Origin of the sequence: Peribacillus simplex (assembly GCF_030123325.1) — a bacterium.
In the GTDB taxonomy this organism is placed as follows: Bacteria; Bacillota; Bacilli; order Bacillales; family DSM-1321; genus Peribacillus; species Peribacillus simplex_D.
Genome location: NZ_CP126106.1, coordinates 3470891 through 3488425, shown reverse-complemented (window position 1 = coordinate 3488425; position 17535 = coordinate 3470891). Strand labels below are relative to the sequence as shown.

General features: G+C 37.8%; 16 protein-coding genes and 1 pseudogene. 15 read left to right on the top strand and 2 right to left on the bottom strand.

The annotated features are described in order from the left end of the window. Positions 1-53 precede the first annotated feature (53 nt). From QNH43_RS16415 to QNH43_RS16405, 3 genes and pseudogenes are all read left to right on the top strand, one after another. Positions 54-825 (top strand): annotated as a pseudogene (locus QNH43_RS16415) (SDR family oxidoreductase). 345 nt (positions 826-1170) lie between these two features. Continuing rightward, on the top strand, positions 1171-2373 hold the full coding sequence (locus QNH43_RS16410) for an IS110 family RNA-guided transposase (protein ID WP_283914941.1): 1203 nt from the start codon (positions 1171-1173) through the stop codon (positions 2371-2373). Between the two features lie 575 nt (positions 2374-2948). Then, positions 2949-4484 carry an APC family permease gene (locus QNH43_RS16405; RefSeq protein ID WP_283914948.1) on the top strand — a complete coding sequence of 512 codons (1536 nt, stop codon included), beginning with the start codon at positions 2949-2951 and terminating at the stop codon, positions 4482-4484. Positions 4485-4879: 395 nt separating this feature from the next. On the opposite strand, the gene QNH43_RS16400 is transcribed toward QNH43_RS16405, so the two are convergent. Next, the gene (locus tag QNH43_RS16400) at positions 4880-5068 is read right to left on the bottom strand and encodes a helix-turn-helix domain-containing protein (protein WP_283918383.1); all 189 of its coding nucleotides are present in this window, start codon (positions 5066-5068) and stop codon (positions 4880-4882) included. A gap of 185 nt (positions 5069-5253) precedes the next feature. Between QNH43_RS16400 and QNH43_RS16395 the strand changes: the two genes are divergently transcribed. The 8 genes from QNH43_RS16395 (at position 5254) to QNH43_RS16360 (ending at position 11907) form a co-directional block, all read left to right on the top strand. Next, positions 5254-5460, top strand: a complete 207-nt coding sequence (locus tag QNH43_RS16395) for a hypothetical protein (RefSeq protein ID WP_283914947.1) — start codon at positions 5254-5256, stop codon at positions 5458-5460. A gap of 281 nt (positions 5461-5741) precedes the next feature. Next, on the top strand, positions 5742-6155 hold the full coding sequence (locus tag QNH43_RS16390) for a YhfM domain-containing protein (protein WP_283914946.1): 414 nt from the start codon (positions 5742-5744) through the stop codon (positions 6153-6155). 549 nt (positions 6156-6704) lie between these two features. After that, positions 6705-7715, top strand: coding sequence for a Vgb family protein (locus tag QNH43_RS16385; protein ID WP_283914945.1), 1011 nt, complete (start codon positions 6705-6707; stop codon positions 7713-7715). Between the two features lie 288 nt (positions 7716-8003). After that, positions 8004-8549 (top strand): hypothetical protein, encoded by a 546-nt coding sequence (locus tag QNH43_RS16380; RefSeq protein WP_202317499.1) that lies wholly within the window; start codon positions 8004-8006, stop codon positions 8547-8549. Between the two features lie 173 nt (positions 8550-8722). Continuing rightward, positions 8723-8929 (top strand): DUF5316 family protein, encoded by a 207-nt coding sequence (locus QNH43_RS16375; RefSeq protein WP_283914944.1) that lies wholly within the window; start codon positions 8723-8725, stop codon positions 8927-8929. Positions 8930-9179: 250 nt separating this feature from the next. After that, complete coding sequence (locus QNH43_RS16370) at positions 9180-9698, top strand: sigma-70 family RNA polymerase sigma factor (RefSeq protein ID WP_283914943.1); 519 nt, start codon at positions 9180-9182, stop codon at positions 9696-9698. Then, complete coding sequence (locus tag QNH43_RS16365; protein ID WP_283914942.1) at positions 9691-10377, top strand: DUF3600 domain-containing protein; 687 nt, start codon at positions 9691-9693, stop codon at positions 10375-10377. Before QNH43_RS16370 ends, QNH43_RS16365 begins: the two co-directional genes overlap by 8 nt. Positions 10378-10704: 327 nt before the next feature. Next, positions 10705-11907 carry an IS110 family RNA-guided transposase gene (locus QNH43_RS16360; protein WP_283914941.1) on the top strand — a complete coding sequence of 401 codons (1203 nt, stop codon included), beginning with the start codon at positions 10705-10707 and terminating at the stop codon, positions 11905-11907. Between the two features lie 448 nt (positions 11908-12355). Here the strand turns inward: QNH43_RS16360 and QNH43_RS16355 are convergent, their stop codons facing one another. Then, positions 12356-13021 carry a DGQHR domain-containing protein gene (locus tag QNH43_RS16355; protein ID WP_283914940.1) on the bottom strand — a complete coding sequence of 222 codons (666 nt, stop codon included), beginning with the start codon at positions 13019-13021 and terminating at the stop codon, positions 12356-12358. A gap of 212 nt (positions 13022-13233) precedes the next feature. On the opposite strand from QNH43_RS16355, the gene QNH43_RS16350 reads away from it, so the two are divergent. From QNH43_RS16350 to QNH43_RS16335, 4 genes are all read left to right on the top strand, one after another. Next, the gene (locus QNH43_RS16350) at positions 13234-15408 is read left to right on the top strand and encodes a DNA topoisomerase III (protein WP_283914939.1); all 2175 of its coding nucleotides are present in this window, start codon (positions 13234-13236) and stop codon (positions 15406-15408) included. A 102-nt stretch (positions 15409-15510) separates the two neighbouring features. Then, the gene (gene mntR / locus QNH43_RS16345) at positions 15511-15939 is read left to right on the top strand and encodes a transcriptional regulator MntR (protein WP_063234342.1); all 429 of its coding nucleotides are present in this window, start codon (positions 15511-15513) and stop codon (positions 15937-15939) included. A gap of 179 nt (positions 15940-16118) precedes the next feature. Next, positions 16119-16814, top strand: a complete 696-nt coding sequence (locus tag QNH43_RS16340) for a class I SAM-dependent methyltransferase (RefSeq protein WP_283914938.1) — start codon at positions 16119-16121, stop codon at positions 16812-16814. Further along, positions 16814-17509, top strand: a complete 696-nt coding sequence (locus tag QNH43_RS16335) for an AIM24 family protein (RefSeq protein ID WP_283914937.1) — start codon at positions 16814-16816, stop codon at positions 17507-17509. Before QNH43_RS16340 ends, QNH43_RS16335 begins: the two co-directional genes overlap by 1 nt. The last annotated feature ends 26 nt before the right edge of the window (positions 17510-17535 follow it).

Sequence of the window (17535 nt, the reverse complement as noted above, 5' to 3'; positions counted from 1 at the left end):
GGTTAATGAAGTATCAAGACTTAAATTTACTTTCGTAATGGAGGAATATTATAATGGACCAATTAAAAGGGAAAATTGCAATTATTACGGGTGTAAGCCGTCTGAAAGGGATTGGAGCTGCTATTTGTAAGGAGTTAGCTGAAACGGGTTATCATATATTTTTTACTTATTGGACGGAATATGATAAAAAAATGCCTTGGAGCATTGAATTAGATGAACCCATGAAATTAAAAGAAGAATTAATAAAAAAAGGTGTTAAGGTATCATGTATGGAGTTGGATTTAACTCAATATGATGCACCTGAACAACTTATAAATAATGTTTCTGAACAACTTGGTTATCCTGATATCTTGATTAATAACGCAGCATACTCAACTAACAACGATTTTTCTAATTTAACTGCTGAAGAATTAGATAAACATTACATGGTAAATGTTCGTGCAACGACACTATTAAGTAGTAAATTTGCTCAAAGGTTTGATAAGAAATCAGGTGGAAGAATAGTCAATATTACTTCAGGTCAGTTTCAAGGACCAATGCCTGGCGAATTAGCATATGCAACAACAAAAGGAGCAGTTGATGCTCTAACCATTACATTGTCGGCTGAACTAGCCCCTTTAGGAATAACGGTTAATGCATTAAATCCAGGTCCAACTGATACAGGGTGGATGACAGAGGAAATAAAAAATGAATTAAAACCGATGTTTCCTTTCGGTAGAATAGGAAAACCGAGAGATGTTGCAAAAACTATTAAATTTCTAGTAAGCGATGAAGCAGATTGGATTACAGGTCAGATATCATTCAGAAGGTGGATTTAAAAGGTAAATTAAACTAAAAAAGACTTTGGTTCTAGAACCTTTTTGTTGTATTAAATTCCAAGGATAGATATCAATTTGTGAAGGATTGTACTTAAACTAACGGGTGCGTTCGTATTATAAGGTTAGCCAGTTTTTACTGGTTGACCTTTTTTAAATAGAATCTATTATATCAGTAGCCAGGGTAGGACGTACGGGTGCGTGGGACTTGATCCCGTGAACTAAACTGTCCGGCCCCCTACTTGTAGAAACATGTTTGAGGCTGGTTGGGACGTAGATCTCGTATAACAAGCGAAGCTATGACACTGCATGGAGGACTAGGGGTACTGGTTAGTAAGTAGAGGAGGAAAAAACAATGAATCCAGTTGTTGGTCTGGATGTGGCAAAAGGAGAGAGCCAAGTACAGGCATTTTTAGACCAATCTAAACCGTATGGGAAGAGCTTTTCAATGAAGCATACCAAGGAGGAATTGGATCAATTTTTAGACTTTCTAAAAGAAGTTGAAGAGGTGGCAGGGCAGATGCCTATGGTCATTTTAGAATCTACAGGGCATTACCATTCTCCCGTTATTCAATACTTGGAGGAACAAGGGATTCTATATATCTTACTAAATCCGATTATTTCTTATCAGGCAAAGAAGTCCAGTTTACGGAAGGTAAAAACAGACGCTATCGATGCGTACCAGTTGTGTGTGCTGTATTACAAGGAGGATTTTGAACCTCATAAAATTAGAGGAATTCAGCTTTTAGACCTTCGTAATTTGTCCAGACAACAGGAAATCGTAACGAATATGTATGTGGAGGCTAAACTTCAGTTTCACACCATTTTAGATCAAGTGTTTCCTGAATACCGGAAGGTTTTTGGGGATCTATATTCGAAGGTTTCTTTATTGATGTTAAAGGAATATCCTACTTCAGAGGCGGTATTAACGGCCGGAGAAAGTAGACTAGCAGAGAGTGTAATAGAGTTCTGTCCTAGCAGATCGGGTGAATGGGCGTGGGAAAAAGCAAAAAAAATAATGAATTCCGCATCTCGAAATCCATTTCAAAAAAACGTGTATGAAAGTCACGTAATCAATCTTCGTATGTATATTGAGTTGCTTTTTCATTACCAGGGACACCTTTCTGATTTGGAAGATCGTATAGTGGCCCTGGCAAATGAAATGGAAGAATATAAGATCATCCAATCGATTCCCGGTATCGGAGAAAAAATCGCAGCCACGATTATCTCAGAAATTGGTGAAATCGATCGGTTTAATCATCCGAAAAAACTGGTTGCCTTCGCTGGAGTGGATCCAAGTGTTCACTCATCGGGTAAGTTTACGGCAACCATTAATCGTATTACCAAAAGGGGTTCGAGCAGACTACGTCACTCTCTGTATCTTGCCGTACTATGCGGCATAAGAAGTTCAAGGAACAAAAAGCTTAAAGCCTTCTATGATAAGAAAAAATCAGAAGGAAAACCTGCCAAAGTGTCAATCGTTGCCTGTATAAATAAGTTACTTCATTGGATTTATGCTATATTAAGCAGAAAAGAAACGTTCCTAGATTTAGCCTAATTAACGGTTTTGTGAAACAGAGAAAAATCCTTCCAAAAGGGTTTTGGAGGGCTATTTGGCATGGCCAAAAATAGTATATCATAAGGGAAATGAAAATATTAGAGAAAGATATTGACATCCTATTAGCTGGTTTAGTTGAACAAGAATTACACATTAAAGACCAAAAACACTTGGGTACTCAAGTGTTTTTTATGCTAATTATATTGTTATTTAATCTGCTATTTAACTTGCCAATTCGTATGTTATTTACTTTGTTATTTGGCTTTTTCTCCACGTTATCTGAACTACTTACTAAAAAGCTAGGGTTCTGCCCAACAATTCCACGTTCCTATGAAGTTATGAATAAATTATGCATTAATGATTAAAAAGTAATAACAGATGGAAGTTATTTGGCATAAAATCCCTATCCCCCATCTTAAAATTATTTCAGAGTTGAATACAAAATATCAAAATTGAAATTTAATTGTAAAATTTACCTCTATCAAAGTTTAATTAACTGAATATTTATATTATTTTTTATATTGGCGCAACAATTGCATATAAGAATATATCTACCATTTTAAGGAGGCTCAAATATGCAAGAAAATCTGAATAAAAAAGTTGGAGGTTCTGCGTCAGAACATTATGATAGTGATGCTGCACAACTGGCATCGCTTGGATATGAATCTGAATTTCGCCGCGACATGAGTCCGTGGGCAAACTTTTCGCTAGGGTTCACTTATCTTTCACCTGTAGTAGGTGTGTACTCACTATTTGCATACGCACTTGCGCAAGGTGGCCCACCTATGATTTGGAGTTTTTTTATCGTTGGACTCGGACAATTACTAGTCGCACTTGTCTTCAGTGAGATTGTTGCGCAATACCCTGTTGCAGGAGGAGTTTATCCTTGGGCACGAAGACTATGGGGGCGCAAGTGGGCGTGGATGACTGGCTGGGTTTACTTAATGGCCTTGCTTGTGACGATTGCCAGTGTCGCGTACGGAGCTGGACCTTATCTAGCACAAGTTTTGGGTTTTGAAGTATCGGTGGACTCCGCGATTCTTTGTGCAGTAGTCCTTCTTGCACTATCGACTATCATCAATTTTCTTGGCACAAAGGTTCTCGCAGCTGCAGCAGTTATTGGTTTTGCTGCTGAACTTATCGGTGCGCTTGTAGTTGGATTTTGGTTGCTTATCACACAAAGGGTGCACGGTCTTGATGTGCTCTTTGATTCTTTTGGTGCTCAAGGTAGTCATAGCTACATGTATGCATTTGCAGCAGCTGGATTAATTGGAATTTTTCAATATTATGGGTTCGAAGCTTGTGGTGATGTTGCTGAAGAAGTACCGAATCCAGGTGTTCTTATCCCAAAGGCAATGCGTCGGACCATTTACATTGGCGGTGCTGCAGCAACTTTTGTTTGCCTTGCTTTAGTACTATCAGTTGCTGATATCCCAGCAGTTATCGCTGGTAAGGACGTAACGCCTGTTGATACCTTACTAAACGATGCATTTGGTGCTGTTGGCGCGAAAATTGTACTGGGTATTGTGTTGATTTCTTTCCTTTCATGTGTAATGAGTTTACAAGCGGCAGCAAGCAGACTTGCCTATTCGTATGGCCGTGATGACATGATTGTAGGAAGCCGATTGTTAAAGAAATTTTCGGCTGCTCGTCACATTCCACCTTATGCGCTGCTTCTTGCCGCAATTGTCCCAGCCCTCATTGTGCTTGGATCAAAAGTGTCTACAGATGCGCTCACAAAGGTAATCAGTTTTGCGGCATTTGGCATTTATCTTGGATTCCAAATGGTTGTCTTTGCTGCACTTCGAGCTAGACTAAAAGGATGGAAGCCAAGTGGTAAGTATCAATTGGGCAAGTGGGGACTGCCCGTCAATATTGGTGCGCTTGTCTACGGAATCATCGCAATGATCAACATGTGTTGGCCAAGAACGCCAGATGCACCTTGGTATGATAACTATATCGTGCTCGTTTCAGGAGTCATAGTTGTAGGTATTGGTTTACTGTATATGATGATTCATCGTAGCTACGGACATAGCAATGTGCCGTATAATGTTGCGATACCGAAAAAATATATCTCTCATAAAAACAAGCGCAATGACATGTCAATGTAGGTTTGTTGCTAACTCATATTAGCCACTCTAAAGGGTTTTCCTTCTTCACTTTTTTTATTCGTAAAAATCTCTTAAACTTTGATTACCAGAAATTATATTTTCACTCGTTTTTTTTCCATGCATCCCGTAAACTAGACTGGACACTCACATATTAAAACAGAAGGGTTCGAGATCTTTTAAAGATTCTCGAACCCTTCTGCTTATGTTCAATTATTCTATCAACGCAGACTTACATTTTACTAATTTTTTATTCATCCCCATCCGTCCTTCCGTTGGTGAAAGTTAATGGACGTAATCGGTTTTTCTTTTCCAGTCATTTCACTATACATATAATCGATTCCTTTGATCATTGCGTAGAAGGTTACAACAGGGATTATCAATGCAGTCGTAAAAGGTCATTCCTTATCTCTCCATTTATCCAATTCTTCATCATTCACGTTAATGGCATAACTTCTGCCTTCCTTCTTCAAATACCCTTCATTTACTAATTCCACCATCATGGCATGAACCTTATTATTCCCTAAACCTATCAATCTTGCTAACTCATTTACTCGGAGCGTTGTAGATACAAGGGGTGAGTTAATAAATTATAAGCACATAAAAACATATCCCTGAACTTCAACTAACGGATGCGGTCTTCATTAAGAAGGATCGCTTTTTCTTATGGAATTAACGGGGCAGGGTTAGTTCAATACAAGGGAACTTTTACCTTTTTAGTTCGTATTAAAAGGAGCAGGAAATAAAGTTGTCCTTTGGAGTAGGTGTATAAATGAAAAAAATGTTAATGATCTCAACGATGGCTGCATTAGTATTAGCTGCGTGTGGTGAAGGAAAAGCACTATCTTGGAAAGGTACATGGAAAAATACGGATGAAGAAAAGAGTGTTTGTCGAGACTCCTTTACCTTTAAAGGGGAAAATAATTTTGAAATTCAAAATTCAAGATTCCAGGGCGGAGAACAATCTTCTGGTACATAAGCACATAGAGAATAATGATTACGAATTTGACTATGATGGTGGTTCTGACAATTTTACTATTATAGTCGAAAAAAATACGATGAAAGTTCAATTATCAGGAAAAGATACCATTTGCGAATATAATAAAGTCGATAAAATTAGAACTAAATACGAAAATCCATGGGAGTAATGATTGGAAAGCTTTATTAAACCTTTTTGTTATGCAACTAAAGGGGCAGGATAGTTGAAGATAAGCTGGAACTATTTTGTAATGTAAACGTCTAAATTTATGGAGGTGTATGATGAAAAAAATAATAAATTTTACTTCTCTTTTTGTCTTTATGGTGTTATTGGTCGGATGTATTGGGGAAGAAAAAGGACAATTAACAAGAGTAGATGTTCAAAAAATTGATACAGAAGGAAAATACGAAGATGTCGTAATGATAACAGATAGAGAATCAATAGAGCTGCTAAGGCAGGCATTTGAACAAATCAAATGGGATGATAAAGTGGTTAAAATGGCTAGAAAACCAGACCTAGAAGCTACTTTGTTTTACACTTTTGATGAAAATAAACCTGAAAGACTTTATGAATATGAAATTTGGTTTAATGAAAGTTCAGGTACAGCAACAATTAATAGCAATAATGGAAACGAAAGTTATGGAGAGTTAGATAAAGATAATGCACAAGCCCTAAAAAATAATTTTCTTAATTAACAGTAACTGGTGCTTTAGCTGAAGATCAGAGCTGCCTTTAAGGCAGCAGTTTTTTCTTTATGGAACTAACGGGGCAGGTTAGCTTTAGAACGAAAATAGCATTAATTTCAGGCCTCATAGCTGTAATCTCTTTGGGTATTTCTGGATTAATATACTTTGTATAATAATACTTTGTTCTTCAACTAGGGGTCTTTACTTCAATAAGGAGGTTGCTGAGGCAGCCTTTTTCTTATGGCACTAAAGGGGCAGGATAGTTGAAGAAGAATAAGTATCAGTCACTACAAGAATCAGAGACGACTATGTTCTTTGGTATTGCTGACTTAATCGTAGGCGAAGGCAACATCCCACACGTAACCCATCCCATTTACGATGAAAGTATTAAGGTGAGAAGTAGCTGACCATTTGGTGTGTACTACGTAAAGTTAAAATTGTGTTGTTTTATCAGCGAGTTTATCCCATACAAAAAGCTCTCAAACGAATATATTAAAATAAGATTAAAATTACTTTTTTAATCTAAAATATTTTAATAGAAGGGAGTTTTTTTCGGTAATGAAATTACGAAATGACTTTCTCTACATTGGTGACGGCTCAGACAACACCGTGAAGACTTTCGATGCAGAAACGGGGAGGTTTCTTGGCAGTTTTGTTGCATCCGGCAGCAATGGCTTAAGCGGTCCTCGAGGACTGATTTTCGACCATGTGGGTAATCTCCTAGTCACGAACCAAAACGTTGGACAACCTCAGAATGGTGACGTTTTGAAGTATAATGGGCAGACCGGTGCATTTCTGGGTGAACTTGTCAAATCGAATGCACCAGGCGCCCCGTTTGCACCGCGCGGCATCGTTCTGTCGAAACAAAATATCCTGTTTGTGGCGGACATGGGTGACGTAGACGTGCCGGGAGAAGTACGGATGTATAATGGCACCACTGGGGTGTTTCTTGGAAACCTCGACCACTCCGGCTTCACTGGACAGTTCCATCCTCGTGCTTTGGTCATTGGTCCCGACAGCTTGCTGTATGTCTCCGTACGCAATCTGCCACAGCCGGAAGGTGGAGCTGTTCTGCGATTTAATCCGAAAACTGGGAAGTTCCTTGGAGTATTCATTGAGAGCAACACTCTTAACGACCTCAACCGTCCAGAAGGCTTAGTCTTCGGTCCCGATGACAACCTCTATATCACCAGTTTCAGAAGGGACGCGAGTAACACGGACAAAATTCTGATTTTCGACGGTGAAACGGGCAAGTTTCTCGACAAGATTGACCTTGATTTCGTCGGGCAGCCACGAGCCTTTGCGCAGGCAATTCTATTTGGTCCTGATGGAAAACTGTTTGTGCCAATTAATGGTGACGGTCCCGACACAGGTTCGGTGCTGCGATACAACCTCCATCATCATCATAAAACGTTCGATGTGTTCGTGCCACCGGCTTCAGCGGGTGGACCGTTAGGGATGCCGTGGTATCTAACATTTGGCAATACTAACCCCGGTACACTAGCTTACCAGCATGACCAGGAAGAGAGCAGCGACCATCATCACCACCATGTTGACGAGAGTAGTTAATATTTGAATATATAAGGAAAGACCGTTCTAACATTTAGACCGGTCTTTTTTGGACAAGGTGTAACCCTTCTAAAAGGTTAGATTTACAATTTCTATGATTTGTTAAACAATATTCCTTATTGAGCTAACGGGTGCGTTAGCTGAAGATCAGAGTTGTCTTTAAGGCAGCTTTTTCTTTATGCAACTTTCGGGGCAGATAGTTGAACAACTTCATAGGTAATAATGTATTTTTTATAATGGAACTACAAAAGAAGGACTATTTTTCTTAAACATGAGGGGAGAAGTAATGTGCGATTAGCTACTGCATTAGATAATGAGGAATCTAAAGAAATAAGAAAATGGTTAGAACAATACATATTTCCAAACGATTTCCTTGAAGAAAATTTTTTTAATACAAGTACAGTTTTATATTCGGTTGATTTGAATAATCACCTTACTCTTTTCCATTCAGTTGTTCATAATCTAAAACCTGCAAAATTTTCTCCAGAAGATTTAAATGAATCTTTATTAGAAGGATGTAGAATGTTTGGGATAAATGAGGGGTGTAATTATTTTAATGTTAATGTTCACGATAATATTTCAAGAGTAATAGAAAGCATTGGAACTTATAGTTTAAAGAGACAGGATAAAACATCTGTACTATTTCCATTGTATTACCTATTGACTGAAAACACAGCAGATGAAGGCGGTACTTCTTATACTGGACTTATAGGTAAGGATAAAGAATGGATGTTATCAATTGAGTTCGAGAATAAGATAATTTTTAAAGTTCATGGTAATGAAGAGTTTTGTAATTTTGTTAAAAAACTATTATTACAGAATAAAGAAACATGAATGTAACCATTATTATTCAACTATCAGGTGCTTTACTTCAATAAGGGAGTTGCTTCGGCAGCTCTTTTTCTTTTGGAACTAAAGGGGCAGTATAGTTCTATAAGAAACCCAGTGAATTCCATGGTATAATATGTAATGGAAATACACGAGAGCCTAACAAGGGGGAGTTATTAATGTTTCAGTTTTTTCTTATTGTTGGGATAGTAAGTATTGTTATTTCAGGTGTTTTTATCGGAGCATGGACCGGTGGACAACAACAAGGAGCAAATTTTCATTCAGAAACAACAAAAAATCGAAGCTTTAGAACGAAAATAGCATTAATCTCAGGTCTCATAGCTCTAATTTCTTTGGGTATTTCTGGATTAATATACTTTATATAATAATACTTTGTTCCTCAACTAACGGGTCTTTACTTCAATAAGGAAGGTTGCTGAGGCAGCCTTTTTCTTATGGCACTAACGGAGCAGGATAGTGAAAGAAGGAAGTTTAATATAATGCACCTAGTTTTTATTGAAATCGCCCACTATTTGGGCGATTATTTGTTTGTTGTAGGAAAATTAAAAAATTTCAAGCCAAATGAGACTTTTGTTTGTCTAATAGATGTAGAACGAAAAGAAAGGGGGAATTCTGATGATACGTTTGGTAAAAAAAGCTCAAAAAGGGAATGATAAAGCCTTTTTGAAGCTTTACCAACAATTTGAAGAAGATATTTATCGGCTGGCATATGTTTATGTGAAAAATAAAGATGATGCTTTAGATGTAGTTCAAGAAGTAGCGTATCAGTCATTTAAAAAAATAGATACTTTGAAAAAACCCGAGTATTTCAAAACATGGCTGATGAAAATTACCATTAATTGTGCAATCAATATAATTAGAAAAAACAAAAAGGTGGTTCTACTAAAATCCGATTTTGAAGTATTAATGGGGACGGAAGAAGAAGATCTTTTACTTTCACTATCATTACAAGAGTTAATGGATTTTTTGCAAGAGGATGAGAAGAGCGTTATTCTATTAAGGTTTTATCATGACCATACATTAAAAGAAATATCAGAGATATTAGAGATACCCCTTGGCACAGCAAAATCAGTCTTATACCGGGCGCTAAATAAACTCCGTAAAAATTATAAGGAGGCTGGTAATTATGAATAATAATCTAAAACAAGAGTTAGCAAATATAGAAATACCGATAGAACTTCATGAAAGAAGTAAAATGGGTGTAAATAAAGCAAAGACAGAAATGGGAGGTAATATAAAAAGATACGTGAGAAAACGTTTAGTGGCTTGCACTTTAGCAGTTTCTTTAATCATTCCAACGGGTGCTTTTGCTTACCAAACGTTTCTTGCTGATGAGTTTTACGGTTCATTTGAAAACGTAAAAAAACATATATCAAGTGCAACTATGGAGGGATACTTGCTCCTAGATGCTAAATTAACACAGGCTAAAGGCGATTTGGAACAAGAGGAATTCGCGCATTTTAAAGATTTATTAAATGTGATTTCAGCTGCTAAGCTGGAATATGGTGATCAATATGGCAACATAGATTACTCTCAAATACCATCTGAACAACTAGACGAAATTAAAGGAGTTTTATTTGAAATTCAACCATACTTTGATAAATTGAACGGACAAAAATCAAGTAAAGAGGTATTAAATGCTACAGAGTATGTGGAGTATATAGATGCAATTATGACATACGAACAAATAATGGCACAAAGTGGAATAAAAGAATCCGATGAAATAGATAAGATACCTGCCAATTTACAGGGGGAATTTGCTAAAGCAAAAGCTTTTCTCATGTATGTAAATGATAAACAACTTCAAATATAAAATACTTAATAACCTTAATTTGTAAAATTAATTGTACTCCCTATACAAGTTTATTCAAATCCCTTAATGAACTAACGGGTGCGTTCGTATTATAAGGTTAGCCAGTTTTTACTGGTTGACCTTTTTTAAATAGAATCTATTATATCAGTAGCCAGGGTAGGACGTACGGGTGCGTGGGACTTGATCCCGTGAACTAAACTGTCCGGCCCCCTACTTGTAGAAACATGTTTGAGGCTGGTTGGGACGTAGATCTCGTATAACAAGCGAAGCTATGACACTGCATGGAGGACTAGGGGTACTGGTTAGTAAGTAGAGGAGGAAAAAACAATGAATCCAGTTGTTGGTCTGGATGTGGCAAAAGGAGAGAGCCAAGTACAGGCATTTTTAGACCAATCTAAACCGTATGGGAAGAGCTTTTCAATGAAGCATACCAAGGAGGAATTGGATCAATTTTTAGACTTTCTAAAAGAAGTTGAAGAGGTGGCAGGGCAGATGCCTATGGTCATTTTAGAATCTACAGGGCATTACCATTCTCCCGTTATTCAATACTTGGAGGAACAAGGGATTCTATATATCTTACTAAATCCGATTATTTCTTATCAGGCAAAGAAGTCCAGTTTACGGAAGGTAAAAACAGACGCTATCGATGCGTACCAGTTGTGTGTGCTGTATTACAAGGAGGATTTTGAACCTCATAAAATTAGAGGAATTCAGCTTTTAGACCTTCGTAATTTGTCCAGACAACAGGAAATCGTAACGAATATGTATGTGGAGGCTAAACTTCAGTTTCACACCATTTTAGATCAAGTGTTTCCTGAATACCGGAAGGTTTTTGGGGATCTATATTCGAAGGTTTCTTTATTGATGTTAAAGGAATATCCTACTTCAGAGGCGGTATTAACGGCCGGAGAAAGTAGACTAGCAGAGAGTGTAATAGAGTTCTGTCCTAGCAGATCGGGTGAATGGGCGTGGGAAAAAGCAAAAAAAATAATGAATTCCGCATCTCGAAATCCATTTCAAAAAAACGTGTATGAAAGTCACGTAATCAATCTTCGTATGTATATTGAGTTGCTTTTTCATTACCAGGGACACCTTTCTGATTTGGAAGATCGTATAGTGGCCCTGGCAAATGAAATGGAAGAATATAAGATCATCCAATCGATTCCCGGTATCGGAGAAAAAATCGCAGCCACGATTATCTCAGAAATTGGTGAAATCGATCGGTTTAATCATCCGAAAAAACTGGTTGCCTTCGCTGGAGTGGATCCAAGTGTTCACTCATCGGGTAAGTTTACGGCAACCATTAATCGTATTACCAAAAGGGGTTCGAGCAGACTACGTCACTCTCTGTATCTTGCCGTACTATGCGGCATAAGAAGTTCAAGGAACAAAAAGCTTAAAGCCTTCTATGATAAGAAAAAATCAGAAGGAAAACCTGCCAAAGTGTCAATCGTTGCCTGTATAAATAAGTTACTTCATTGGATTTATGCTATATTAAGCAGAAAAGAAACGTTCCTAGATTTAGCCTAATTAACGGTTTTGTGAAACAGAGAAAAATCCTTCCAAAAGGGTTTTGGAGGGCTATTTGGCATGGCCAAAAATAGTATATCATAAGGGAAATGAAAATATTAGAGAAAGATATTGACATCCTATTAGCTGGTTTAGTTCTATAATGATCACTATAAAAATAATCAACTATTTTATAAAAATTGTATACTAAATCACTAGAAAAGAACCCTTTTTGATCAATCTCTTTTCAAAATGGATTGTATTTATTTACGAATATGAGGGTTCAGGAGGACCTTTTGATCAATCTTTATTTCAAAGCTACAGTTGATGCTTTTTTTAACAGATGCTTTAACACAATACATACATGAACTGAGCTGGAAAGTTCCCTCCAAAGAATAAGGAATAAGAATGGCCGAAAATCAATTTGATTTTTCGGCCATTTTAATATTTGAAAATGGGAATTCAAGAATTATTTTTCTACAGATGCAATGATGTCATCAGCTAAGAGTTTAGAACCACTAGCACCTTTTAGATATTTCAATGTTCCTTCACTAGACCAATCAAATATCTTTATACTGCTCATTCTTTTATTTATTTCTTTAATGTTTAACTGGTTAGAAACAAAATTATAATTTGAAGGAATAATTTTATTGCCGGCTATAGCTAAAGCATTTAAACAGACTATATGAGTTAATCGATATTGCTTATAATCACTCCATTCAACAGGTAACAATTCTTTAAAACAATTAAAATATGTAAGGGTTATATTAAGTATTTTTTCCTTAGGTAACTCGGCTATCTTTGTATTTTTAATTAATAATAAAAGAAAATTATATGCATTTTGTAAAGTGATATGCCTTTCTCTAGTTCTTTTGCCAATTAACGTTCCTTTATTATAAAAGGGACTGTTAGGGTCAATAATTAACTGTGTTGCAATCCAACTAAGATTATCACTTTCTCTTTTTAAAAATCTACTTAAAGAAGTACCTATACCTTTAGCTTTTGTATTAATAATATCAAAAAATTTTATTTCCTCATCTTCATCTAACCAATGGAAGGCAAGAAAAGGCACATTTAACATTGTATTTGTTGTTTTTGTGTATAGTTCGATTCCTCCTAAAACTATTTTGGCCATCAATTAATGAAGCTTGTTTTTTTGCAAATTAAACTGCCTATTCGACGTCTTTTATCATCAGCCTGAAATTCCCAATCTTCGCAGCAGTAAAGTAATCATTTAATGCTTTCTACTAGCAGTTCAGTAAAAACGAAGTCATATCTAGCCGATTGTGATAATTAAGGTATAATGATAGGGGAAGATATTTTTTAACGGATTAGGTGAAGATGAACATGAAGCTAATCATTGCGGAGAAACCAGATCAAGGTTCAACGCTTGCGGCTCAATTTAAAACGAAGAAACAGCAAGGCTATATAGAAATCATGCCGAATGAACTTTTTCCCGATGGAGCCTATGTAACTTGGGCCGTCGGGCATTTATGTCAACTCGTTTCGCCGGAAACCTATCATTCAAAATGGAAAAAATGGTCGATGGAAACGTTGCCGATGATTCCTGAGAAATTTCAATATGAAGTGACCCGACAAAAGGCAAAGCAATTCAATGTTGTGAAGACTTTGCTCGGGAAACAGGAAGTCGATGAAATCATTCATGCAGGTGATGCCGGGCGTGAAGGAGAATTGATTGTACGCAACATCGTTAATCTATGTAATGTCAATAAACCGATGAAACGATTATGGATTTCCTCTTTGACCCCAAAAGCGATTTATGAGGGATTCCAAAATCTGAAGAGCGAGGAAAAAACCAGGCCGCTCTATTATGAAGCATATACGAGAGCTTGTGCGGACTGGGTTGTGGGAATGAATGCGTCGAGAGCGTATAGTATTTTATTGAAACAAAGGGGCGTTTCGGATGTGTTTTCAGCTGGAAGGGTTCAGACACCGACACTCGCCTTGATTGTGAAGCGGGAAATGGAAATTGAGCAATTCAAGTCTGAACCGTTCTGGGAAGTGTTCGCTGACTTCAATATGGATGGAAAGAAATATAAGGGAAAATGGCAGCAGAACAATGATCCGAGAATCAAGACAAAAGAAATGGCTGATAAAATTGCCGCTTTTTGCAAGGATAAGGAAGCTGAAATAGCTGAAATGGATACAGAAAGGAAAGAATTTCAGCCGCCTTTGTTATTTAATCTCTCGTCATTGCAAGCGACAGTGAACAAGATTTATAAATATTCACCGAAACAGACGCTTGATATAGTACAAAGCTTATATCAAAAAGGGATCGTTTCTTATCCACGTTCAGATTCCAATTATGTGACGGAGGGGGAAGCTGAAACATTTCCCGATATTTTGCAAAAACTAAGCGGATTTTCGGAATATGAATCCCTGTTTCCCTTGCCACAACCGAACATCATGAATAATAAACGCTTTGTAAATGAAAAGAAAGTGACTGATCACTATGCAATCATCCCGACGGAGCAGGTAACTGATCCAAAGCGGCTTTCCGCTGAAGAACGGAATATTTATGACTTGGTGGTACGCCGCTTGATTGCGGCCCATTATGAGAAAGCCATTTTCGATTACACCACCATTAAAACGCTTGTCGATAAGCGTGCCGAATTCATTTCTAAAGGAAAGCAGCAGATTCAAGAGGGATGGCGCAAAGTGATTTTCCAAAATGACAAGGATGATGATGATATCATTTTGCCGTCCGTCTCAAAAGGGGATTCTGGAAAGGTCGCCAATATAAAGGTGAAAGAAGGAAAAACCCAGCCTCCCAAGCGCTATACAGAAGGTCAGCTGATCACGTTGATGAAAACTGCCGGAAAGCATCTGGATAATGAAGAGTTAGAAAAGGTGCTGATGAAAACCGAGGGTCTTGGAACCGAAGCAACTCGGGCGGGCATCATTACCATGCTGAAAGACCGTAAATACATCAATGTCAAAAAAAACCAGGTATTTGCGACTGATAAAGGGAAAGTGCTGATTACCGCAATTGGGGAGAAAATCCTGGCTTCACCCGAGATGACAGCCAAATGGGAACAGCGTTTAAGGGAAATTGGTGAAGGGAAGGCTTCAGCTGGCGGATTTATGGAAGCTGTTAAAAGGATGTCAGCAAAAATAATCAGTGATGCCGTGGAATCATCGGAAAGCTGGGATTTTCAAGGGCTGGACACCGAGTCGATTCAACGGAGCGGCCCTAAAAAGAGAAGTTCATCATCTATTGGCAGCTGTAAACTATGCGGTTCTAAGATTGTCGATAAAGGGGAATTCTATGGATGTGTAAGTTATCAAAAAACAAAGTGTAACTTCACAATCTCCAAAAAAATCCTTAATAAGAAAATCAGTCAAGCAAATATAAAAAAGCTGTTGGCGAACGGTGAAACGGATTTGATAAGCGGTTTTAAAAAAGGGGAAAAGACCTTTGATGCCATTTTATCTTGGTCCGACTCTGAAAAGAAGATCAGTTTTACATTCCCAACAGAACAAAACGTCAAGCAAACTTGAGAAGAAACATCATTAAAGGCGCCCTGAGACTTATATCATCTTGTTTCGGGGTCGTTTATATAGTAAAATTTTTAGATATGCGTTTGAATGGGAGGATTCCGAATGCCTACACCGAGCATGGAGGATTACATAGAACAAATTTATTTACTTATTGAAGAAAAAGGATATGCAAGAGTTTCCGATATTGCCGAAAATCTTTCCGTCCACCCTTCTTCTGTTACAAAGATGGTTCAAAAACTTGATCAAGAAAAATATTTGATATATGAAAAGTACCGGGGTCTCGTTTTAACTGCAAATGGGAAAAAAGTTGGAAAAAGGCTCGTTTACCGCCATGAACTTTTAGAACAGATGCTAAGGTTGATTGGGGTCAAGGAAGAAAATATTTATCATGATGTAGAGGGGATCGAACACCACCTTAGTTGGAATGCCATCGATAGGATTGGTGACCTGGTTGAATTTTTTGAAGAATCTCCTGACCGTGTCGAGGATTTACGAAAGATACAAAAAAGAAATGAAGAAAATTCTAAATAAGCTGCCGCTGGCAGTTTTTTTTATGTATTTGAAAATTATCTGTATTCCTGAACGAAGTTATAAAAGAGGATTTTTTAACTTTGAGCAGAATAGCTATAAAGAAGCACCGGTATTTTGATTTGGGAAACTGAGTATTTTAATATAGAAGGAACTTGCCTAGTTAGGAGGGGGATTTTCTGATGAATTTACATACATGGCATAAAGAATCGAAAAAGGAATGGGATGTTTTTGCACCGATGTGGGCGAAGAATTCGCAAGAAATGTGGGAAACGGGGAGCCGGAAAAACATTATTCCTTTCTTTTCTGAATATGTATCTTCGGGAGTGAAGGTGGCTGACATTGGCTGTGGAGATGGAGTTGGTTCATTGAAATTGGCCGAAGCGGGATTTGAAGTAACCGGAGTTGATTTATCCAATGTGATGATCGAATTTGCAAAGGGAAAAACCGCTCAACAATCAGAACTTTCTTTCCTGCAAGGAGATTTTTATAATCTTCCATTCAAAGATGAAGAAATGGATGCGGCAATGGTCATTAATTCTTTGGAATATACGGGTGAACCATTAACGGTGATGAAGGAAATTCAGCGGGTAATAAAGCCTGGCGGTTATGCCTGTTTTGGAATACTTGGTCCAACAGCTGAACCGCGAAAAAAATTCAGTTTTCAACGGTTATTAGGAGATAAAGTCATCATGAATACAATGCAGCCTTGGGAATTTGAAAAAATGGCTTTAGAAACCGGATGGAAGGCAGTGGCTGATACCGGCGTTGCAAAGAGAGGGGTGGACTATACAAAACTGGGGCATTTTTCAAAGGAATTAAAGCAAGCTGTATCGTTCATGTGGCTTTTCCTCCTTCAAAAAGAGGTGGTGCAGTGATGGACAAGTATCAAATCGATCAATTCGTTGAAAAGACGAAACAGCAGGATAAAGGGCAAGGTTTATTCGAACTTGAAACGGAACGAATTCTGGAGATTAATTTGGAACAGCAGATCTGGGCAAAAATGGGGACGATGATTTCTTATCGCGGAAATATTAAATTCGAACGGGAAGGTATCTTGGAGCATGGTCTTGGTAAGCTCTTCAAAAAGGCTTTGACAGGTGAGGGTGCATCTTTAATGAAAGCGACTGGAAGCGGCAAGCTATACGTCGCGGATCAAGGAAAGAAGATTTCCATTTTACAATTAAATGGTGAATCAATCTGTGTTAACGGAAATGATTTACTTGCATTTGAGCCGGGGATTCAATGGGATATAAAAATGATGCGGCGCATTGCCGGGTTATTGGCGGGGGGATTGTTCAACATAAGGCTCGAGGGGAGAGGCATGGTCGCATTCACTTCCCATTATGAGCCGCTTACTTTAATGGTGGAACATGGGAATCCGGTCTATACGGACCCGAATGCCACAGTGGCTTGGTCAGGGGAATTGCAGCCTGAATTCGTGACGGATGTTTCACTGAAGTCGTTTTTTGGAAGGGGAAGCGGCGAATCCGTTCAAATGAAATTCGAAGGTCAAGGATTTGTGGTCGTCCAACCTTTTGAAGAGGTTTATTTCGGTAATAAGGAATCATGAAACAAACAACCTGAGTCAGAAACTCA